Genomic DNA, 21,592 nt, shown 5'->3' on the forward strand with positions numbered 1-21,592 from the left:
CCCGCCCGAAGGCAGAGAAATCGCGTCCAACGAGACAGCCTACTTCTTCGGCAGTCAGGCCTCAATGAAAGCCCTTCCAAAAAGGACGGGAAATGCCGATCGCGTCGATAGCCTCCTTAGTCGTGCCACCGCCTCAATGAAAGTCCCCGCCTGAAGGAGGAGAAATACGGCGTCTCGACGTTCATTGCTGGAGGTGTCCTTGCCTCAATGAAAGTCCCCACCCGAAGGCGGAGAAATCTCAATCCCAGGAAGCCATAATCAGCCTCAACAGGCCCTCAATGAAAGTCCCCGCCCGAAGACGGGGAAATCGCTTGCGCGGGTCGCGGTAGGGCAACGCGCATGAGATGCCTCAATGAAAGTCCCCACCCGAAGGCGGAGAAATTTTCGCTCACGCAGAGACTCGGGATAAGGCTATCGAGCCTCAATGAAAGTCCCCGCCCGAAGGTGGGGAAATCAGGAAGGCGTACACGAAATCGCCGGGCTCCTGCCAGCCTCAATGAAAGTCCCCGCCCGAAGGCGGGAAAATAAAAGTATACCAAGCAGCCATTCAGACATTCAGGCATTCAAACACTATTGACAAACCAAAAACATCACGCGAGCGACACGCTAAGATTACGTCACGTGCCAGGTTCTCGCGGAGACAGACAAAGCCTCCAAAGGCCATTATCCCCACCTCTGTTACCTGTCCGCAATCGAACTCGTCATTCCTCCGCTCCCCTGCCGCGCGTCGCTAGCGAATGAGCAGCACGCGGCTAGAGAATGAGTGCATCCGATTCGGTCACCTCGCGCGCCCGGCCAATGTAGCTGAAGGTCGGCTCGTCAAGGCGGGCCAGCAGCCCCAGGTCGCAGAAGAGTACCGAATCCTCATCCGGATCGATAAGGTCCTGAACCTCATCTTTGATGCGCCGAACCTTAGCCGGGGCCGCATCCACAATGAAGACGCTGTACTGAATTCGGTCCCCATAGCTAAGAATGAGCTTGGCCAGCTTGGCGCGCCGCCGGTCGCTGGGCACATCGTAAGCAATGAGTGTTCGTCGGGCGTCATCACGCATTATCGTACGGTCACCCCCGTGTACTCGCGGGTGGTTCCGTTGATGACGCCCAGGAGCATGCGGGCCTGCACCTCAATAGCGCGGCGCCACGTCACCGAGTACCCGTAGGTGGGGTGGGTAATCTCTGTGGCCATGCGCTTCTCGAACGCGGCGATGACGGTCTTCCGCCCTTCGGGTGTGAGCCGGTAGCTGCCACCAACCGCGGTGAAGGTCGACGCCTTGACCTGCTTCCTATTGATAAGAGACACCACCACAGAATCCGCGATGACGGCACGGAACTCTTCCATGAGGTCAAGCGCGAGCGCCGGCTTATTGCGAGAGCTGCTGTGCAGGAACCCGGCGTGAGGGTCAAGCCCGCACGTGAGAATCGCACGAATACACTCCGAACTGAGCATACCGTAGGCGTAGTTCAGCAGGATGTTGATGGGGTCGTTGGCTCCTCTCCCCTGCCGCCCGGTCCAGGTCCAGCCGAGTTCGGTGAGCACGTCTTCTTTGAGCATGGTCGCGAAGTTGCCGAAGTAGAGCGAGGCGGCTTCACCTTCGAGGCCGAGCATCTCCGGGATTGAGGTAGCTTGCGGCGTGTGCTTCTGAATGTCTCGCATGGTGCGGCATACGTCTGCGGCGTGTCCGTTGCGGCGTAGCAGGGTGGCTTGGTTTGAGATTTTGCTGGCAATCATGGCGGCCGCTATGGGCAGGTGCCCCTGCGCTGAGAGTACGTGCTGTTGCACGCGGGCTAGGCCGTTGGGCCCGGTGCCGGGTTGTGACCAGCCGTAGACCCTGCCGGTGCTGGAGCACCAGATGATGGTGCAGTTGCGCCACATGAGTTCCCGCAGGAGCGCGGAGGAAACGTCGATGTTTCCGTGGACGACGAGGCTGTGCACGCGTTCGAGGGGGACACTGCTGATTGTTTCGCCGAGGTGCTGCACGATGAGGCGCCCTTGCTGGACGGTCGCTCTTGATCCTTGCGTGGTGAGGTGCGCTACTTGGCTGTCGGGGTTGCTAGCGACGACGCGGGTAATGTTTTCTTTTCCGTGGGATTCGTCGGGTAGGCACACCGAGATGTGGGAGCACCAGCTACAGCGAGGTGAGTCTTCGAGAGGTTGCGGTGCTGTTGGGTTGTCGATGAGTGCGCGGGTGGTGTGCACGTATTCTTCTGCGGTGCGGATGTCTTCATCTGAGATGTCGACGGGCACGGTTTTGTTGTGGTTGGTGAAGTGCACCGCACATTCGCTGACAGTTTCGCCGGCTTCTTCGAGGCAGATTTTTTGGAGGGCGAGCTGCACCCTGTGGGCGGGCGTAACGGATGCATTGCGGCGTACGGGGGTTGCTTTGTATTCGATGATGCGGGTAGAACCGTCTTCTTGCGGTTCGAGGGCGTCGCACCGTCCGGTGAGCCCGAGACGTGTTGATGAGATGGTGACTGCGCGCTGTTGCGTGCCACGGGATGTTTTGGGGTCGTCGACTCGTTTGTGGGCGGATTGCCCTTCTTGCATTTGTGAGGTGTCGGTCTTTTCGCCATTGGATTCGATCCATGCGCGGCGGGGGCAGTACACGGTGTGCATGACGAGTGAGATAGGAAGTTCGTCGCCTGCACTGTAGGGGGTAGACATCGGTGTCTCCTTGGTGTGAGCGAATATGGTGGGCAGTCAGCATTGGCTGCTTGGTTTTGAGGGTAGCACCGCGGTGGGGTGTTTTGGCTTATCAGCAAGTTTATGACGCAGATTCGGCGTGTTGAGTTTTTCTGCTGGGCCCCATGGAGGAGGCGGGTAGCAGCTGGTGGGTGGGGCTTGCGGTTGGTGTTTTGACCTGGTTGCTTCCTGCGCGGCAAAAAGGAAAAGCTCCGTTCCTGGACTGTGATGGGTCAAGGAACGGAGCAGGAATAGGTTAGGGAAAGTCCCTACAAAAACTGTAGGGAAGGTTGAGGTGTTTCCTGCGCAAGCAGGGATGAGCCGCCCTCAATGAAGGTCCCTAGGAAAAGGAAGGGAAATACCCATTGACCCGGAGGCATGCCCTCCACGGTGTACCCTCAATGAAAGTCCCTCCAAATAGGACGGGAAATTTGACTGAAAGTGCTGTCAAGGACCTTTTTCGCAACACCTCGATGAAAGGTCCCCGCCCAGGGCGGAGAAATGTAGCCTGCAGTATCAGCCTGGCGAGCTTCCATAGACCAGCCTCAATGAATGTCCTTCCAAAAAGGAAGGGAAAAGCCAATACACCATGGGGTCACCATAAAGGTGCGCCAGACTCAATGAAAGTCGCCACCCGAAGGTGGAGAAATTGAACCCACGCATTCGTATCCGTGCCCACTAGCCCGCCTCAATGAAAGCCCTTCCTAAAAGGAAGGGAAATCGCGCCGCTGACGGACGATAACGGCAACCCAATCGAGCCTCAATGAAAGCCCCTCCAAGAAGAAGGGAAAATTCGCCGTTGCGCTCAGGGAAATAATATCGGAACACCTCGCCTCAATGAAAGCCCCTCCAAAAAGGAAGGGAAATGTTCAACTTCCACACCACGTAGCTGGTGCATTCGCCGCCTCAATGAAGGTCCCTACGGAGAGTAGGGAAATGATGACCTGACCGCCCCTTGCCTGAACCTCGTCCACGCCTCAATGAAAGCCCTTCCCAAAAGGAAGGGAAATTCCCGTGTAGGGAGGTGGGAGGTCAAGAGCATTGGCCTCAATGAAAGTCCCTACAAAACTGTAGGGAAATCATAGCCAGCTCGCCCGTAATCGTGTTAATGTCCACGCCTCAATGAAAGTCCCTCCCAAAAGGAAGGGAAATTGGAAGAGCGCTACGGTGCAGAGGTGCCGCTAGACTTGCCTCAATGAAAGCTCCTCCAAAAAGGAAGGGAAATCGTTGCCTTGAAGGGTACGCCGTCGGAGGTGACGCCGCCTCAATGAAAGTCCCAACAAAAAGGTAGGGAAAGGGAAATGGGTAGGTTACCTCTCCACCCGTGAGTCATTCTCTGGCCTCAATGAAATTCTACACCTCAAGGTGCAGAACAAACGGTCCAGCAGTCGTCCTGGGGGTCGTCACAACAGTCTGTCTTCTTGAAAGTCCCCACAACAAAGTAGAAAAATCGGCGGGATATCCGTCTGTGCTACAGCCTGCTGAACTTTTCAGTAAAAGTCTCCGTTAGAAAACGGAGAAATCTTTTGATTACGGCCAATTTGCCGTGGACTACATGCCTCAATGAAAGCCCATCCAAAAAGGAAGGGAAATCACCGGTGCAGTACATTTGCCACTGAACCTGGTCGCGGCCTCAATGAAAGCCCCTCCAAAAAGGAAAGAAAATGATTCCAGGGCGTGAGGGAGTGCCGAGGCTGAGCCCGCCTCGATGAAAGCCCTCCCAAATAGGAAGGGAAATCGACCTCTCGGGTAGCTTCGTCCGTAAAGCCTACACACCTCAATGAAAGCCCCTCCAAAAAGGAAGGGAAATGGCCTTGCCTTCCAGCAGCCAGCTAGGGCCAGACATGCGGCCTCAATGAAAGCCCTTCCTAAAAGGAAGGGAAATCGGCGAAAGGTCGCGGCCTCGATAAGCTGTGCCCGGCCTCAATGAAAGCCCTTCCCAAAAGGAAGGGAAATTCGCGACTGAGAGTCCAGCCGGTCGCTTCCCCGATGAGCCTCAATGAAAGTCTACACCTCAAGGTACAGAACAAACGGCCCCGCGGTTATCCGGGGGATATTGATCTGTCTTATTGGAAATCCCCACAAGCTGATGGGAATAATCTTTTCAGATTTCGGGGCAAACGTCTCGGTGAGGCCTTAATGAAAGCCCTTCCCAAAAGGAAGGGAACTACCGTTGCACTCAGAGAAATAATAGCGGAACACCTCGCCTCAATGAAAGTCCATCCAAAAAGGAAGGGAAATAGCTTGCACAGCACCATCCAACTCCTCCTGACCGGCCTCAATGAAAGCCCTTCCGAAAAGAAAGGGAAATACAGGTAGCAGCTCGAACCTCGGGTCTGCGTGCCCGCGCCTCAACGAAAGCCCCTCCAAAAAGGAAGGGAAATGGAAGCTGCGGCTGAAGGTGAAGTGTACGTTCCAAAGCCTCAATGAAAGCCCCTCCAAAAAGGAAGGGAAATCCGGCTTCGGCAAAAGAACCGTTTGAATGGCCTACAAAGCCTCAATAAAAGTCCCTACACAACTGTAGGGAAATCCAACAGGCCACTAGCAACCATATAGTTCAGCTGCCCTCAATGAAAATTCCTACGAAAAGGTAGGGAAATCCAGTGCAGCGGGTAGAAATCTTCTCCGCAAAACCGCCTCAATGAAAGCCCTTCCGAAAAGGAAGGGAAATGGTCACACAGGCAGGGTCATTACGTCCCGCAGTGGCGGCACCTCAATGAAAGTCTACATCTCAAGGTACAGAACAAGCTGTCCCACGGTCATCTTGAGAGGACGTTGATCTGCCTTACTGAAAGTCCCTCCAAATAGGAAGGGAAATGATGACCTATATCGGGCAGGCGATGCTCAAGGGCTGGCCTCAATGAAAGTCTACACCTCAAGCTGCTGAACAAACGGTCCAGCAGTCATCCTGGACCATCACAACAGTCTAGTTTCTTGAAAGTCCCTACAAAGTTGCAGGGAAATATGGCGTAGCCGCTGGTTTCGCTCATCCACAGTTGACCTCAATGAAAGCCCATCCAAAAAGGAAGGGAAATCCCTCTGCTCAACCTCCCGGGGCTCCAGGCTCTGAGGCCTCGATGAAAGTCCCTCTCAAAAGGATGGGAAATGCACGCCCTTACTAATCTTACCGCCTCGGTCATAAGCCTCAATGAAAGCCCCTCCAAAAAGGAAGGGAAATTCTTCTAGGGTGGTGCGTAGCGCGTCAAGCTGCTCGCCTCAATGAAAGCCCTTCCAAAAAGGAAGGGAAATTTCCAGCCAAGCCGCCCGTCAATGTCGCCGGTGGTGGAGCCTCAATGAAAGCCCTTCCAAAAAGGAAGGGAAATACAACAACCCCTCAGCCGCGCCTCCCGGTCACAAGCCTCAATGAAAGCCCTTCCAAAAAGGAAGGGAAATAACAACTGCCCCTACCCCATCCCCTTCGAAGCAGTGCCTCAATGAAAGCCCTTCCGAAAAGGAAGGGAAATGCCGCATGATTTTCACGCAGGCTATTTTGCGCGCCCGGCCTCAATGAAAGCCCTTCCAAAAAGGCAGGGAAATGTGATTCTCCAAGGGGCCGTAGCCTACGTTCTGCTTTGGATTGGCCTCAATGAAAGCCCTTCCGAAAAGGAAGGGAAATACATTGGCCAAAAAATGGTCTATTTCATCTCCGGTGCCTCAATGAAAGCTCTTCCGAAAAGGAAGGGAAATTCGACCCCAGAACATTCTCAGCCTCCACCAAATCCGCCTCAATGAAAGCCCTTCCGAAAAGGAAGGGAAATGATGTAGCTGAGCCACACGTAGCCGTTGTTCGCGACGCCTCAATGAAAGCCCTTCCCATAAGGAAGGGAAATGAACGTTGCCTGGGAAAAGGGTAACACCAAAGTGAACGCCTCAATGAAAGCCCTTCCCATAAGGAAGGGAAATCATGGCGGTGGTCTTGCCGCGGCCACTGCGGCCTGCGCCTCAATGAAAGCCCTTCCTAAAAGGAAGGGAAATCCTGTGCTACGCGCGCCGGGTCGCCGGGCTCCTTGCCTCAATGAAAGTCCCTCCCAAAAGGAAGGGAAATTGGTGTCTGAGCGGCCGTCGTTGGGGCCTACGGCGACGCCTCAATGAAAGCCCCTCCGAAAAGGAAGGGAAATCTGCGTTGGCTCGTGAGGGCATGCTCGGCGAATCTGACCCTCAATGAAAGTCCCTCCGAAAAGGAAGGGAAATCGTTGGTGGGGTCGGGGGTGCTGGGGCAGCTGGTGCCTCAATGAAAGCCCTTCCAAAAAGGTAGGGAAATTGATTCGCTGGAAGAATTCAATCGTCACTGCCTGGCCTCAAGGCAAGTCTCTGCTAAAAGGCAGAGAAGTCGTTAGGCAACGGTACGATTGACGAAGGCACCGGCGAGCCTCAATGAAAGTCTCTACAAAACTGTAGGGAAATAACCTGACTGGCGGCTACTTGATACAGAAACATCCGTGCCTCAATAAAAGTCTACACCTCAAGGTGCAGAACAAACGGTCCCACAGTCATCTTGGGGGGATATTGATCTGTCTTATTGAAAGCCCCTACAAAACTGCAGGGAAATTCGGCGCGTTCTTGATAAATTCATCCGGCGGTACAAGGCCTCAATGAAAGCCCTTCCCAAAAGGAAGGGAAATTTAGCACTTTGAATGTACCGCGGATTTTCTCCGCGGCCTCAAAGAAAGTCCCTACGAATAGGTAGGGAAATCTGCGTTGGCTCGTGAGGGCATGCTCGGCGAATCTGACCCTCAATGAAAGTCCCTCCGAAAAGGAAGGGAAATATCACGGCACGCTGAGCAAGCTCTGAATGTTCGTTGCCTCAATGAAAGCCCATCCCAAAAGGAAGGGAAATACCGGTAACATTCTGGAGCCGGCGGTAGCTGACTGGCCTCAATGAAAGTCCCTCCGAAAAGGAAGGGAAATGCTGGCCAGGTTACGACCTACTTGCACATTCCCGGCCTCAATGAAAGTCCCTCCGAAAAGGAAGGGAAATTGTTGCGCGTCATGTGGAGCGAGCACGCCGGAGAAGAGCCTCAATGAAAGTCCCTCCGAAAAGGAAGGGAAATCTAACCCACAAACTCATGGTCCGCACCCCGCAGTGGGGCCTCAATGAAAGTCCCTCCGAAAAGGAAGGGAAATCCACGCGGCGCGCCCAGTCTCCGTCTGAGTAAAGAAGCCTCAATGAAAGTCCCTCCGAAAAGGAAGGGAAATAGTGAAGGACAAGCGGCGCTTGAAGTCGTTGATGCGGGCGCCTCAATGAAAGTCCCTCCGAAAAGGAAGGGAAATTTAGCGAAAGCTTCGGCGATGTCGGCACGCAGAATCTCCACGCCTCAATGAAAGTCCCTCCGAAAAGGAAGGGAAATGAGGGCGAGACGGGCGACGCACACTACGTCATCGAGCCTCAATGAAAGTCCCTCCGAAAAGGAAGGGAAATGTGATTCATGTGGTGCCTTCCGATCAGGGCTACTCGCCTCAATGAAAGTCCCTCCGAAAAGGAAGGGAAATTCCGCTGCGGGCGAGAGGGGGAAGGGGTTGAGAGTGCGCCTCAATGAAAGTCCCTCCGAAAAGGAAGGGAAATGTGCAGATGACGATTCCACGCGATCCATAATGAGAGCCTCAATGAAAGTCCCTCCGAAAAGGAAGGGAAATGATGCCCTTAGATATGCCACTAGATATGCGCTCGGGCCTCAATGAAAGTCCCTCCGAAAAGGAAGGGAAATGTATCCGCGTTCGGCAGCACCGTCGCCTAGCATCAGGGCCTCAATGAAAGTCCCTCCGAAAAGGAAGGGAAATCGCGGATTGTGCGCGGATTGTGCGCATAGTACACCCGCGCCTCAATGAAAGTCCCTCCGAAAAGGAAGGGAAATCGTTTCGGTGGCTGTTTCCGCAGCGACCGCTGGAAAGCCTCAATGAAAGTCCCTCCGAAAAGGAAGGGAAATTCGAAAGCCATAGTCGCCGCGCGGCACGCCGGGGTGCCTCAATGAAAGTCCCTCCGAAAAGGAAGGGAAATTCGCGGAATGCGTCAGTGACACCTACGGTTTCTCGGGCCTCAATGAAAGTCCCTCCGAAAAGGAAGGGAAATGGCTGTTTTCGCGCTCATAGGCGGCGATGCGGGTTAGCCTCAATGAAAGTCCCTCCGAAAAGGAAGGGAAATTCAAAAACCACACACCGGCGGGACACTCCATCTAGGAGCCTCAATGAAAGTCCCTCCGAAAAGGAAGGGAAATACAGCTTAATCTTCTGTCCGTCGTTACCCAAAGTGCCTCAATGAAAGTCCCTCCGAAAAGGAAGGGAAATTTTGACAAAGCGTTAAAAGCTCTGGCATGATATTCACGCCTCAATGAAAGTCCCTCCGAAAAGGAAGGGAAATTGCGCCTGCACCCAGCACCGAAAAGTTCATCTCGGGGCCTCAATGAAAGTCCCTCCGAAAAGGAAGGGAAATCGCTACCCGAAACTAGCCCGCAACCATGCGGCAGAAACGGGTACCCCGCGAGAACCTCGCGGCAGGCCACACAAAAAGTATACCCAAACCAGCCTACACGCACCCAAACATCCGTGACAAGCCAAAACACCACGCGAGCGACACGCCATGTTCCCGTCACGTACCAGGTTCTCGCTCACACAAAGACCCCCGCCGGGTGCTTCCTAAGCGACCCGGCGAGGGTCCTCACGTATGAGAGGGGTTGGCGCGGTTCAGGTAAACCAGACTAACCAAGCTAACCATGCAAACCGGGCGAGCTTCGAGTCTCACGGGACTAGAAAGAACAGCGCATCAAAACCCGAGCCGGCCAAAGCTCGGCCCCAGCGAACAGCGGAACTAGCGCTCCGCCTCCTCACCCAGCATGCCCTCACGAGCCAACGCAGTCAAACGAGACACCGCACGGAAATACTTCTTCTGATAACCACCAGCCAGCATCTCCTCAGTAAACACCTTGTCAAAAGGCACACCCGAAGAAACAATCGGCAAGTCCTTGTCATACAGGCGGTCAGCCAACACCACAAAACGCAACGCCACCGACTGCTCAGTAATCGGGTGAACATCACGCCACGCAATACCATCCAGGCCATCAATCAGCTGACGGTAACGCGACGGGTGCACCTTCGCCAAATGCTCCACCAGGTCAGCGAAGTTATCAACACCAACAGTCTGGCCGCCGAACACTTCCTCAACCTTCGCATCAAACGCATCATCAGCAACAGGCTCCGGCGCAGCAGGCAGGCCACGGTGACGGAAATCCTCACCATCCACACGGTGCACCTCAAACTGCGAAGCAAGCACCTGAATCTCACGCTTAAAATCCTCAGCCGCGAAACGGCCCTCACCCAGCGCACCAGGCAGCGTGTTCGAGGTCGCCACAAGCTTCACGCCAGCATCCGCCAGCTCACGCATCAGACGAGACATGAGCACAGTATCACCCGGATCATCCAGCTCAAACTCGTCAATACACACCAGCTTGTAGCTGCTCAACGCCTCAACCGTCTTACGGAACGTCAACGCACCCACCAGGTTCGTGTACTCCACAAAAGTACCGAACGCCTTCGGGCCATCCACATAATGCCACAGCGACGCCAACAGGTGAGTCTTACCCACACCAAAACCGCCGTCAAGGTACAGGCCAGCCTTCGTCGAATCCTTCTTCTTGCCACCAAACAGGCGACCAAAGAAACCGGCACCAGCGCCGCCACCATTAATCTTGTCGCCAAAATCCTTCAGCTTCTGCACAGCCTCAGCCTGCGACGGCTGATTCGGATCAGGAATGTAGCTATCAAAAGACACTTCACCAAAACGCTCAGAGGGGCGGAAACCCGCCAGCAACTCATCAGCAGAAACGCGAGGGATGCGGTCGGTCAAGTGTACGGTCGTGGTGGGCACAAAAACTCTTTTCTTCAGTGACGGCGATGTGACTTCCGCTTTAAGTGTAGTACTGTCTAACACCCCGCGTGAGCGGCATGAGTTGCCCGCCACATTACGGGCGTGAGGAGGGGTGTATGCGGGGTGGTGGTGGAGTGCGGGGCTGCTCTGTTTTGCGTGGGCTGGGCGGGCCAGTGGCGTCCGAGCACGGAGGCTGAGGTGGTGTGCACCCCGGGCTGGGTCTGTCTTGGGCGGATGCAGTGTTCGATAGGTTAGTGTCTTCGCCGTGGGTTTTAAACCCGCGGAGGAGGCAATAGCCTATCGAATATTCCCTTAACCTATCGGCTATTACTCTGCCCCGCTATCTACTCCCCTAGCTTGCTGTTTATTCTTTTGGCCCGCGGCCCTCTCCCCTGGTCTGCTGCGGGAATTCGATCATGGGTTACGGATTTGTGCCATAGGTTAATGTCTTTGGTCGTAGTTAAAAACCATGGCACAAATTCTGCTGAGGCGGCACCTCCACAAGTGCAGATTATTTGATGTATAAAGCAATGAGGTGTTCATATGGTGATGTTTAGTCACTGTTGCACCCAAAAGAATGCAAATGACCGCAAACATGCGGTAGGGTAGTAACTGTAGTGTTCCATGGCGCATTGATGCGTTTGAGGGGCGCGCTACGGGGCTGTTTTTCTTCCGGCAGTCAATGCAACCTGTGAATAACGGCTTGACATGCACATATGTCACACCATCACCGACGATAGGAGCGCATCTTCTATGGATTCGACCATCTTTACTCGCCGTACCCTGCTGGGTAGCGGCGCGCTTGTGGGCCTTGGCGCCCTGCTTGCGGCGTGTGGCCAGCAGGCAAATAATGAGGCGGCAGCCACCGCATCTGCTACCCCGACTGAAACGACTTCGGCATCCGCGGCGGCATCCGATGCCACTTCTGCTTCCGCTACCCCGAAGCCGGTCGTTACCCGCGGATATTCAGGACAGTCCAAGGCACCCGACGGTGAGTACCGTAAGGCAGACGGATATGGTCCAGCACAGAACGTTCCCAAGCCTCGTAATGAGCCCGCCCAGTACCCTGAGACCGAAGAAGGCCTCCATCATATGATGGAGGATTGGGTCATTGCCCATAACTACGCTATTCAAACTGGCGACTGCTCATATGCATTCAAATATGTAACAGAAGATTCTGAGGAATACGGGTTTTACGTTTACATTGAAGAACTTTACGATAACGGTGGCTGGGTTATAAATGGCCTTGATTCATATCAGGCTGAGAGCGCTCTAATATATGATGATTCCCAAAAAATCTACCGGATGAAAGTTCGTAGGTTCTGGACGACTGCAATGTATGTTGAATCAAATGGAAAAATGACAAGAAAAGCGAACACTAATACCGATGATGATTCATTCTACTTCCTTTTCAATTACTCAAACGGATATTGGAAGATTACTGACACTAAGTATGAAAATGATTTGTAGGAACTTTTCATGAAAAAGATCAATAGCTTCTCTCTAACTTTTTGTGTAGCGCTAACCCTATTTACCCATAATCTACACACTCTACCTTCTTCAGGTAGCGAATGCACTACAAAAAATGACAAAGGTCACTGCATTAAGACTTCTAAGAATAAACGTTACCCAGAGTCAGAACGTAGTGGAGATACCAGTCAACGAAATACTCAAAATACAGTTGCAGTCAGTTCAGACCCCTCAGCATCTGAGGCATCTGTAGCAAAAATGGCTCAGGAATGGGAAAAAGAGCATCCAGAGCAACTCGATGGAGCAAAGCAACAGTACCTTGCAAGTAGTGCCGAAGCTCGAAAAGCTGGAGATGCAGAATGCTACACGAAAGGAGACCGACGTCCTGGTCACTACGTTATAGGATCTCTGCCTCTGGGAGATGAAGCTAACAGAATACCCAACCACGTTGGCGGCCGCTACTGCGTACCCAATGACGCTAAAACCCTCACCTCCAACGACCCCGCACAGCCTAAGGGTCCTTCGCCTGAAGAAATGCTCCAAGAAATCGAGGACCAATTCGCTAAAACCGATATTCAGGCCCCCGTACTGAAGCAGTCCTACAACCTCGGCACCGGTCTGAGCGAAGACAACCCCAACGTCTACAAGGGCGACCAGATTAACTTCTACGTCGACGCACCCACCGCACGATGGGAAGGCGACCTCATGATCGGCCACGTAGAGATGGAATCCTACCCCACCCAGATGACCATCCAGTACGGCAACGGTGACGAGGGCAGCTTCTACACCATGGGCAAGCCAGTCAGCAGGGCACGCGGTAAAGAATCACGCAAGACCGCAACGAGTTACGCCTACCAGCGCTCGGGCAATTTCCACGCCTACGCAACAGTGTCTTATTCTGGCCGTTTCCGGGTGAACGGCGGCGACTGGCAGGCACTGGATGTCGTGTTGACGAAGGAAACTGTCGACCCGCTGCTGGTGCGCGTGTGGTGGACCGACGTGGGCCGCGTCGCAGGTGACTGCAGCTACGACGACACTCGTTGGGGCTGCAAGAACGATCCCACTATGGGTAAGAAGGATAATCCGAACCCGCGCCTGCGCAAGGCCGATATCCGCACCGGTCAGCGCTGGCACCTGAACGATAACGGCGACGGGGATACGGAGTATTCGTTGCACCGCGACTGGCCCGACATGTAAAGCCGTACCCGTGGGTCTTACGTTGAGAAGCCACATGTTCGCCGAGAAGCCACGATAATGGTGGCTTTTCGAAACACATGTGGCTTCTCGATAGCCTGGTCTTGCTTTGTGCTGGTTACTCTTCCGGTTTCTGACCAGCCCCCTATTCACACACCACACCGATACGAGGAATGTATTTCCATGACTTCCGTTTTTCTTACTCGCCGCGCGGTGCTGAGCGGCGGCGCACTCCTGGGCATGAGTGCCCTGCTTGCGGCGTGCGGCCAGCAGGCGGCTAACGAAGCAAGCGTTTCAGCTTCTTCGAGCGCTACGCCGAGCGAGACTGCTTCGGCGTCTGCAACGGCTACTGAATCTGCATCAGCTTCGGCAACTCCGAGCCCGAGAGTAACCCGCGGATATTCGGGCAATTCCAAAGCCCCTGACGGCGAATACCGTAAGGCAGACGGCTACGGCCCCGCACAGAATGTGCCTGAACCTCGTAAGGAACCCGCACAGTACCCTGAGACTGAAGACGGTATCGACCATATGATGCAAGACTGGTTGACTGCCCATAACTATGCTATTCAGACGGGTGATTGCGCTCCGGTTTTCCGGTACGTCGAAAAGACTTCTAAGGAATACCCGTTTTATGAGTACATTGATGATCTTTATAAGCGGGGTGGATGGGTTGTTGATGGGTTGGATGCTTATCGAGCTGAAGGTGACTTGATTTATGACGATCAGCAGAAGTTCTACCGTATGAAGGTTCGTCGTTTCTGGACCACTGTTATGTATGTGGATTCAAATGGAAAAATTACAAAGCAAGCAAACACCAATAAAGATGATGATAAATTCAATTTCTTCTTCAGCTACTCTAATGGTTATTGGAAAATTATTGGTAGCGGTTATTCGGATACCCCTGAGAACAATGAAGAATAAACCAGCATAATGCTGCTCATGCTGGCTAATTTCCGGTTTATAACCAGCCCACCCCATTTACACACAACACCGATATAAGGATTCTATTTCTATGACTTCCGTTTTTCTTACCCGCCGCGCAATGCTGAGCGGCGGCGCGCTTCTGGGGCTTAGTGCCTTGTTTGCGGCGTGCGGCCAGCAGGCAAATAACGAGGCGGCAGCTACTGCATCTGCAGCACCAAGCGAGACCGCTTTGGCTTCTGCGGCGGTATCTGAAGCTGCTACATCTACTCCGAGCCCGGTCATTACCCGCGGCTACTCCGGTGGTTCTAAAGCACCGGATGGGGAATACCGTAAGGCTGACGGCAAAGGCCCTGCGCAGAACGTCCCGGAACCTCGGAAAGAACCTGCTCAGTACCCTGAGACAGAAGAGGGTCTTATGAAGATGATGCAGGACTGGATCGTTGCGCATAACTACGGTATCCAAACGGGAGATTGCTCATACGCTTTCAAATATGTTTCCGAGGAATCTGAAGAATACGGGTTCTACAAATATATTGAAACACTTTACAAAAATGGCGGTTGGGCTGTAAATTCTCTAGATTCGTACCAGAGCGAAAGCACCCTATTCTATGATGAATCTCAGAAAATCTATCGCATGAAAGTCCACAGAATTTGGTCAACTGAAATATATATTGAATCAAATGGAGATATAACAAGAAGAGCAAATACTGATACAAGTGACGATACTTTCTATTTCCTTTACACCTACTCTGACGGATACTGGAAAATTATCAATAGTAAATATGAGCACGAGCTATAAGCACAATTATCTTTAATTTATCGATATGAGGAATACATTTCCATGACTTCTGTTATTTTGACCCGCCGCGCAATGCTGAGCGGCGGCACGCTGCTGGGCCTTGGTGCCCTGTTTGCGGCGTGTGGCCAGCAGGCAAGCAATGAGGCGGCTGCCACCGCCTCCGCGGTGCCGAGCGAAACCACTTCGGCATCTGCAACGGCGTCTGAGTCGCCTTCGGCGAGCGCAACCCCGTCTACTGTCCGCGGTTATTCGGGCGGCTCAAAGGCCCCCGACGGCGAGTATCGCCCGGCTGATAAGTACGGTCCGGCGCAGAATGTACCGAAACCCAGCGCACCTGAAGAGGGCTATAACGAAAAGTCGTTGGAAGGCATGCGCAAGACGATGGATGCCTGGATCTTGTGGGGTAATTACGGTACTCAAACTGGCAATTACTCGATGGCTTTCAAGTTCATGTCCCCTACTTTTGAAGACGAACGTAAGGCTTATACAGGCGTCGAGGACCTTTACAAGAGAGGCGGATGGGTCATTGGCGGTATAAACCACTATCTAGCTGACGGTAACCCCTGGTCCGAAGATGGTGAAACCTACTTCTGGAAAGCCTATCGCGAGTGGGACTACGAGACTTATGTTGAATCCGACGGTAGCTGGCGCAAATGGAGCAATGACGATAAAACCGATGACACCTTCAAATTTGAGCTGAAGCACAACGGTCAGAAATGGGAAATTATGAATTATGAGCCCGTCGATGACTAGCCCCTCCACGCGAGCCTAAAATTTCGCATCCCGCAGACATCGTGCTGACATGCAGAAGGCACATAGGTAGATAGGCGCACAGGTAGGTAGGTATCTGCGCAGGCTTGCCGGGGCACGTGTCCGGGACCCCGCCTCATAACCGGCTGCAGGCCCATAACCCCACCCCACAGCTGATGGTGACTTCCGTAAAATGGTGTCTATGGCTAAGAAAACTAAAGGTAAGAAGAGCGGCGCAGCAACCGCCGCCGTAGCGCTGCTGACCGAGACGAACACCCCCTTCCAGATGCGTGAATACGAGCATGTTGAGGGCGTCACCTCCTTCGGTGAAGAGGCCGCGAAGAACCTTGGCGCCTCCGAGGAGCAGGTGTTCAAGACTCTGCTGATTGTGCACGAGAAGGATTTCGCGGTCGCGATTGTGCCGGTCTCTGGCAAGCTGAACATTAAGGCTGCCGCCGCCGCGCTGGGTTGGAAGAGCGCCTCCATGTGTGACCCGAAGGTCGCTGAGCGCCGCACCGGCTACGTGGTGGGCGGTATTTCTCCGCTGGGTCAGAAGACCCCCTCCCCCACCCTGCTCGATGAGTCTGCGCAGCTTTTTGACACGATCATGGTTTCTGGCGGTAAGCGCGGCCTGGATGTTGAGCTCGCCCCGGACGACCTGCTGAAGCTCACCAACGGCAAGTACGCTGATATCCGCGCGTAGCGGGAATAACCTGCCCGGCCGCGGCGTTATATGAGCTGTAAGAGCCTGGGCATGAGAGCAAAGTGAAGGAGTCATGATGGGCAACTCGCTACCCGGCGTGGGTGCTATCGCCAAGAACTGGCGTGAAGTCCTCAAGCCTGAAGAATACGCTGTTCTGCGTGAGGGCGGCACCGAGCGCGCGTTCACGGGCGAGTATTGGAACACCCACACGGAGGGTGTGTATTCTTGCCGCGCCTGCGGTACGGAGCTGTTCCGTTCCGATCAGAAGTTCGATTCGCATTGTGGCTGGCCGTCGTTTTTCGCGCCGCTGGCTGAGGACCGTGTGCGTTACCTGGAGGATACGACGTTCGGTATGCGCCGTGTGGAGGTGCGTTGTGCCGCCTGCGATTCGCATCTGGGTCACGTGTTTGAGGGTGAGGGTTACCCGACTCCCACGGATTTGCGGTATTGCATTAATTCGGTGTGTCTGACGCTGACCCCCGCTGGTGAAGCACAGCTTGGCGATACCCCGGTTGACGAGGCGGAATCCGCCGAATAGACCCCGCCGATGATCCCGGCGGGCACGCCGGTGAACCCCTTATTGTGAGTCTCTCTAAATTCGAGGCTTTAAGCTCGGACGGGTAGAATGGCGTAGTGCCTTCGCGGGCACGCCACCCCGCCCGGGCTCGTGTTTGCTCGGGCGTACGCCTACCCGGGCATTTGGCGCATCGTATGGCCGCGTCGAACCAGACAGAGGAAAAGGATTGAGTGCATGAGTACCGCAGCTGAACAGAATGCCGCAGGCACCCCTCAGCTGACCCTTCACGGTATCGAAGTTCCGGAGGTTGTTCCTCTGGAGGCCCCTTCCTCACCGATTCCGACTCTCATCACCACTGAGAGTGGTCTGCGTCGTGCCGCTGAGCAGTTGGCGGCGGCGTCCGGCCCGGTGGCTGTTGATACGGAGCGTGCCCAGGGCATCCGCTACGGTGCGCGTGCCTTTTTGGTGCAGCTTAAGCGTGAAGATCAGCTGTACCTGATTGACCCTGAGGCGTTTAAGGATTTGCGCATTATTAACGATGCTTTGGCGGATGCTGAGTGGGTTATTCACGCCGCGATTCAGGACTTCCCGAGCCTGGACATGCTCGGTATGCGCCCGAACCGCCTGTTTGATACGGAGCTTGGTGCGCGTCTTGCCGGTCTGGAGCGTGTGAACCTGGGGGCGACCGTTGAGGAGCTGCTCGGCTATAAACTGGCGAAGAAGCACTCGAAGGAAGACTGGTCGCGCCGCCCCCTGCCGGAGTCCTGGCTGAACTATGCACTGCTGGACGTTGACGTGCTCATTGATTTGCGTGACGCGTTGGAGGATTTGCTCCGCCAGCAGGGTAAGCTGCAGTACGCCCTGGAGGAGTTCGAGTACCTGTGCAAGACCCCGGTGAAGGATCCGACGGATCAGCCGGAGCGTTGGCGTAAGACGAAGGGCCGCACGATGCTGCGTTCGGTCAAGCAGCTGACGGCGCTGCGTAACCTGTGGCATGAGCGTGACTCGCTGGCACGTAAAAAGGACGTTGACGCGAAGCGCCTGCTGCCCGATTCTGCGATTGTGGAGGCGGCACGCACCATGCCCCGTAACGTGCCCGCCATCATGTCGATTCCCGGTTTTCAGACGCGCGGTCTGCGTCGTGAGGGCCCGCGCTGGGTGCGTGCTATTGCCGCGGCGGCACGCGGTGAGAACGCCGTACCGTTCACTTTGCCGTCGACTGCCCCGCCGCCGTTGAAGGCGTGGGAGTCCAAGCGCCCCGAAAACTTGGCGCTGTTCACCGAGGTTCGCCAGGCAATTGATGAGCTCTCTGAGAAGCTGACCATTCCGGCGCAGAACCTGATCACGACCGATTATGTTCGCCGCCTCTGCTGGGAGCCGCCGGCTCGTTTTGACGAGCAGACCCTGCGGGATGCGCTCGCCGAGTACGGTGCGCGTTCGTGGCAGACGGGTCTGGTTGCCCCCGTGATTGCGCCGATTTTTGCCCGCCACCTGGGGTAGATTTCACTAACGCTAAATAGACGTGTGCCGGTTGGGTGTGTTGCTGATGCAACCACCCGACCGGCATTTTGTGTGCGGCGGGTTTTTGCTTCGGGTTTTTGTCTCTGCTTTTTCTAGAGAGTTTGCCTTGAGAGCAAACGCGAACAAAGCTTAGCCTGCTCTCATTCGATTTTTATCTCAAACCGGCATAGGGTGGAGAGAGTACACGAAAGGAACCACCATGCCCGCACCCAACGGATGCTGCCGCTCTCAGAAGGCATGCACCTCCCCCACTGCATCTGCAGCAGTCAAATCTAACGCTACCGAATCTAATGCCGTCGACACCGCAGTCGATACCGCAGAGATTGAATCTGCTTCGCGCGTCTTCTCCCGCCGCGCAACCCTTATCACCGGTGCCGTCGCATCCGGTGCGTTGCTCGCCTCCTGCGCTGAAGGTGACTCCAACGTCACCGTGCCCGAAGGCAGCGTAGAGATGGGCGCCGCCTCCGCAGTGGGCGTAGGTAAGGCGGCTAAGCTGACCCACGGCTCCACGACCGTTATCGTCTCCCAGCCCTCTTCGGGCGAATACAAGGCGTTCAGCACCGTCTGCACCCACCAGGGCTGCCAGGTGCAGGTGCAGGACTCCAACCGTATCGTGTGCCCCTGCCACGGCTCCGAATACGCCGTAGCTGATGGCTCGGTCATTCACGGCCCCGCTGAGGAGGCGCTGACCAGCTACCCGGTGCAGGTGAAGGGTGGCAAGATTTTCGTCGCCCACACCAATAAGGACTCCTAAAACCCGTAGTTCAGAAGACGTACGGCAAAGCCCCGCCCATCACAATGGGCGGGGCTTCTGTCTGCCTATACTGTACTTGTCATTGAGCACCTGCTATTGCGGCGCGCTACTGAGAGAAGCTCAGGCGGCACATTTCAGGTACGACCGCTTAGCGGGTGTGGCGCGGCTTCTGGCCCTCTTCACGAGCGAACGGCACCTTATCGCCAGCCAGCTGCGCACGCAGATCCGCGATAATGGTTTCCGCGGTCAGGCCGACCTCCTCAAGAATCTGCTCGCGGGAAGCGTGCGGAATGAACTCCGCAGGAAGACCCAGCTCGCTCAGCGCGGTATCCACGCCAGCCGCACGCATTTCCTGGCGGATGCGCGAACCCACGCCGCCGGAACGCACGCCGTCCTCAATGGTCACCACAATGCGGTGATCACGAGCCAACTCAATAACCGAAGACGGCACCGGCATCACCCAGCGCGGGTCAACCACGGTGGACTGGATACCCTCGGCGGCAAGCACCTTCGAAGCTTCCAGAGCCACACGAGCCATCGCGCCCACGGCAACGAACAATACGTCACGCTGACCGGTCTCCGGGTGGGGCTCACCGGTGCGTGCCAGCACGTCCACACCGTCGCTGCGACGCTCCAGGGCGGGAATGTCCTCGCCCACGGAGCCCTTCGGGTAGCGAATCACGGTCGGTGCGTCGTTGATAGCTACAGCCTCACGCAGCTCTTCGCGCAGGGTCGCGCCATCACGCGGAGCCGCCAGGTGCAGACCCGGGATGAACTGCAGCATCGCCAAATCCCACATGCCGTGGTGGCTTGCGCCGTCCGGGCCGGTAATGCCGGAGCGGTCCAGCACCACGGTCACGCCCGCCTTGTGCAAGGCAACGTCCATGAGCAGCTGGTCAAAGCCGCGGTTCAGGAAGGTTGCGTAGAGGGCAACCACCGGGTGCATGCCGCCGTACGCCAGGCCGGCACTCATCGCCACGGCGTGCTGCTCAGCGATACCCACGTCAATAACGCGCTCGGGGTGGCGCTTCTGGAATTCGCGCAGACCCACGGGAATGAGCATCGCGCCGGTAATACCGACGACGTTCTCCTGCTCATCCGCAATATCTGCGATTTCGCGGCCAAAGACACCGGTCCACGACTCGGAGGTGCTGGTCGAAACGTCCTCACCAGTCAGCGGGTCAATCTGGCCCACCGCGTGGAACTGGTCGTCCTCATTCGCGCGGGCGGGCGCGTAGCCGTGGCCCTTCTCGGTAATAGCGTGCACAATCACCGGGCCGGCGTAGTTCTTCGCCGCGGTCAGTGCGTTCTCCACAGCCTGCTGGTCGTGGCCGTCAATGGGGCCCACGTACTTCATGCCCAGGTCTTCAAAAATGCCCTTGGGTACGACGACGTCCTTAATGCCCGCCTTCATGCCGTGCAGGCCGCGGTACACCATCTGACCGACGGGGCCGCCACGCTGCAGACCGATGCGCACCGCATCCAGGGCGTGGTCGTAGCGGTGGTCGAGGCGCACACGATCCACCTGCTGCTGCACACCGTGCTTCAGCTCAGAAAGCTGGTTCGCGAAACCGCCAATGGTCGGCGCGTAGGAGCGGCCGTTATCGTTGACCACAATCACGACCTTGCGGGTGCGGTCGGCAGCAATATTGTTCACAGCCTCCCACGCCATGCCGCCGGTCAGCGCACCGTCGCCAATGAGAACCACGGTGTAGCGGTCATTTTCACCGTTGAGCTTGTGCGCGCGAGAAATACCGTCAGCCCAAGAAATCGAGCTGGAGGCGTGCGAAGAAGCAATAATGTCGTGCTCAGACTCGCCGCGATCCGGGTAACCCGACAGGCCACCCTTCTGACGCAGAGTCTTAAACGCGTGACGACCAGTCACCAGCTTATGCACATAGGACTGGTGGCCGGTGTCGAAAAGAATGTTGTCCTTGGGAGATTCGAAGACACGGTGAATGCCGAGGGTCAGCTCCACAACGCCCAGGTTCGGGCCCAGGTGACCGCCGGTCGCCGACACATTCGTCACGATGAACTGGCGGATCTCCTTAGAGAGCTCCTCCAGCTGCTCGTAGCTGAGGTTCTGCAGGTCCGCCGGAGACTGAATACCCGGGAGCAACTTGGCAGTGGCACCATCGCCAATGCTGTAGTCTGCGGTGGGTGCGCCACCGGCGGCGCTATTCGGGGTCTCCTCCTGCGGCAATGCGTTTTCAGCGGGCATACACCCACACTCCTCAAGGTTGGGGCACGGCTCATTCCGTGCGTTGGTTCTTCAATGATTCTACCGTTTACGGTGCTAAAAAGCAGATTTATGCGCCCGCAGAGCAAGACGCACCGGGTTGAGCGAAAACGGCCTGAAATAACCCCTAGTGGGCAGGCTGGTGAACAGCCCAACCCGCCCAACGCTGCGATTATTTGCTTC

At 55.6% G+C, this 21,592-nt stretch carries 14 protein-coding genes and 1 CRISPR repeat array; of the genes, 10 read left to right on the forward strand and 4 right to left on the reverse strand.

What is annotated here, in order from left to right:
* Positions 1-752 precede the first annotated feature (752 nt).
* Both cas2 and RM6536_RS00405 read right to left on the reverse strand, forming a co-directional pair.
* Positions 753-1,052 carry a CRISPR-associated endonuclease Cas2 gene (gene cas2, locus RM6536_RS00400; RefSeq protein WP_081094626.1) on the reverse strand — a complete coding sequence of 100 codons (300 nt, stop codon included), beginning with the start codon at positions 1,050-1,052 and terminating at the stop codon, positions 753-755.
* Positions 1,052-2,662, reverse strand: a complete 1,611-nt coding sequence (locus RM6536_RS00405) for a CRISPR-associated endonuclease Cas4/Cas1 (RefSeq protein WP_060823595.1) — start codon at positions 2,660-2,662, stop codon at positions 1,052-1,054. Before RM6536_RS00405 ends, cas2 begins: the two co-directional genes overlap by 1 nt.
* Before the next feature lie 3,480 nt (positions 2,663-6,142).
* Here RM6536_RS00405 and RM6536_RS09195 point away from each other — a divergent pair.
* Complete coding sequence (locus RM6536_RS09195) at positions 6,143-6,412, forward strand: hypothetical protein (RefSeq protein WP_419865836.1); 270 nt, start codon at positions 6,143-6,145, stop codon at positions 6,410-6,412.
* 854 nt (positions 6,413-7,266) lie between these two features.
* Positions 7,267-9,107: direct repeats of the CRISPR family, unit length 36 nt; unit sequence GCCTCAATGAAAGTCCCTCCGAAAAGGAAGGGAAAT.
* Positions 9,108-9,482: 375 nt separating this feature from the next.
* On the opposite strand, the gene zapE is transcribed toward RM6536_RS09195, so the two are convergent.
* Positions 9,483-10,538, reverse strand: coding sequence for a cell division protein ZapE (zapE, locus tag RM6536_RS00415; protein WP_005506346.1), 1,056 nt, complete (start codon positions 10,536-10,538; stop codon positions 9,483-9,485).
* A gap of 753 nt (positions 10,539-11,291) precedes the next feature.
* Between zapE and RM6536_RS00420 the strand changes: the two genes are divergently transcribed.
* From RM6536_RS00420 to RM6536_RS00460, 9 genes are all read left to right on the forward strand, one after another.
* A complete protein-coding gene (locus RM6536_RS00420) occupies positions 11,292-12,008 on the forward strand; it encodes a DUF6318 family protein (protein ID WP_060823597.1) in 717 nt (238 codons plus the stop codon).
* A gap of 534 nt (positions 12,009-12,542) precedes the next feature.
* Positions 12,543-13,205, forward strand: a complete 663-nt coding sequence (locus RM6536_RS09120) for a hypothetical protein (protein WP_060823598.1) — start codon at positions 12,543-12,545, stop codon at positions 13,203-13,205.
* A 180-nt stretch (positions 13,206-13,385) separates the two neighbouring features.
* Positions 13,386-14,123 (forward strand): DUF6318 family protein, encoded by a 738-nt coding sequence (locus tag RM6536_RS00430; protein ID WP_060823599.1) that lies wholly within the window; start codon positions 13,386-13,388, stop codon positions 14,121-14,123.
* A 91-nt stretch (positions 14,124-14,214) separates the two neighbouring features.
* Positions 14,215-14,925 (forward strand): DUF6318 family protein, encoded by a 711-nt coding sequence (locus RM6536_RS00435; RefSeq protein WP_060823600.1) that lies wholly within the window; start codon positions 14,215-14,217, stop codon positions 14,923-14,925.
* A 42-nt stretch (positions 14,926-14,967) separates the two neighbouring features.
* Positions 14,968-15,678, forward strand: a complete 711-nt coding sequence (locus tag RM6536_RS00440; protein WP_060823601.1) for a DUF6318 family protein — start codon at positions 14,968-14,970, stop codon at positions 15,676-15,678.
* A 199-nt stretch (positions 15,679-15,877) separates the two neighbouring features.
* Positions 15,878-16,378, forward strand: coding sequence for a Cys-tRNA(Pro) deacylase (ybaK, locus tag RM6536_RS00445; RefSeq protein ID WP_005506356.1), 501 nt, complete (start codon positions 15,878-15,880; stop codon positions 16,376-16,378).
* Positions 16,379-16,454: 76 nt separating this feature from the next.
* Positions 16,455-16,916, forward strand: a complete 462-nt coding sequence (gene msrB, locus RM6536_RS00450; protein ID WP_060823602.1) for a peptide-methionine (R)-S-oxide reductase MsrB — start codon at positions 16,455-16,457, stop codon at positions 16,914-16,916.
* A gap of 213 nt (positions 16,917-17,129) precedes the next feature.
* Positions 17,130-18,395 carry an HRDC domain-containing protein gene (locus RM6536_RS00455; RefSeq protein WP_060823603.1) on the forward strand — a complete coding sequence of 422 codons (1,266 nt, stop codon included), beginning with the start codon at positions 17,130-17,132 and terminating at the stop codon, positions 18,393-18,395.
* A gap of 220 nt (positions 18,396-18,615) precedes the next feature.
* Complete coding sequence (locus RM6536_RS00460; protein ID WP_060823604.1) at positions 18,616-19,170, forward strand: Rieske (2Fe-2S) protein; 555 nt, start codon at positions 18,616-18,618, stop codon at positions 19,168-19,170.
* Positions 19,171-19,318: 148 nt separating this feature from the next.
* Here the strand turns inward: RM6536_RS00460 and dxs are convergent, their stop codons facing one another.
* Complete coding sequence (dxs, locus tag RM6536_RS00465; protein WP_081094628.1) at positions 19,319-21,391, reverse strand: 1-deoxy-D-xylulose-5-phosphate synthase; 2,073 nt, start codon at positions 21,389-21,391, stop codon at positions 19,319-19,321.
* Positions 21,392-21,592 lie beyond the last annotated feature (201 nt).

The organism is Rothia mucilaginosa, from assembly GCF_001548235.1.
GTDB classification, from domain to species: domain Bacteria; phylum Actinomycetota; class Actinomycetes; order Actinomycetales; family Micrococcaceae; genus Rothia; species Rothia mucilaginosa_B.

What these genes read in the sequence shown, in the direction of transcription:
- cas2 (WP_081094626.1), bottom strand. Translation starts at nt 1,052, where the DNA reads ATGCGTGATGACGCCCGACGAACACTCATTGCTTACGATGTGCCCAGC.
- RM6536_RS00455 (WP_060823603.1), top strand. Translation starts at nt 17,130, where the DNA reads ATGAGTACCGCAGCTGAACAGAATGCCGCAGGCACCCCTCAGCTGACC.
- RM6536_RS00435 (WP_060823600.1), top strand. Translation starts at nt 14,215, where the DNA reads ATGACTTCCGTTTTTCTTACCCGCCGCGCAATGCTGAGCGGCGGCGCG.
- dxs (WP_081094628.1), bottom strand. Translation starts at nt 21,391, where the DNA reads ATGCCCGCTGAAAACGCATTGCCGCAGGAGGAGACCCCGAATAGCGCC.
- msrB (WP_060823602.1), top strand. Translation starts at nt 16,455, where the DNA reads ATGGGCAACTCGCTACCCGGCGTGGGTGCTATCGCCAAGAACTGGCGT.
- RM6536_RS00420 (WP_060823597.1), top strand. Translation starts at nt 11,292, where the DNA reads ATGGATTCGACCATCTTTACTCGCCGTACCCTGCTGGGTAGCGGCGCG.
- RM6536_RS09195 (WP_419865836.1), top strand. Translation starts at nt 6,143, where the DNA reads ATGCCGCATGATTTTCACGCAGGCTATTTTGCGCGCCCGGCCTCAATG.
- RM6536_RS00430 (WP_060823599.1), top strand. Translation starts at nt 13,386, where the DNA reads ATGACTTCCGTTTTTCTTACTCGCCGCGCGGTGCTGAGCGGCGGCGCA.
- RM6536_RS09120 (WP_060823598.1), top strand. Translation starts at nt 12,543, where the DNA reads ATGCTCCAAGAAATCGAGGACCAATTCGCTAAAACCGATATTCAGGCC.
- ybaK (WP_005506356.1), top strand. Translation starts at nt 15,878, where the DNA reads ATGGCTAAGAAAACTAAAGGTAAGAAGAGCGGCGCAGCAACCGCCGCC.
- RM6536_RS00405 (WP_060823595.1), bottom strand. Translation starts at nt 2,662, where the DNA reads ATGTCTACCCCCTACAGTGCAGGCGACGAACTTCCTATCTCACTCGTC.
- RM6536_RS00440 (WP_060823601.1), top strand. Translation starts at nt 14,968, where the DNA reads ATGACTTCTGTTATTTTGACCCGCCGCGCAATGCTGAGCGGCGGCACG.
- RM6536_RS00460 (WP_060823604.1), top strand. Translation starts at nt 18,616, where the DNA reads ATGCCCGCACCCAACGGATGCTGCCGCTCTCAGAAGGCATGCACCTCC.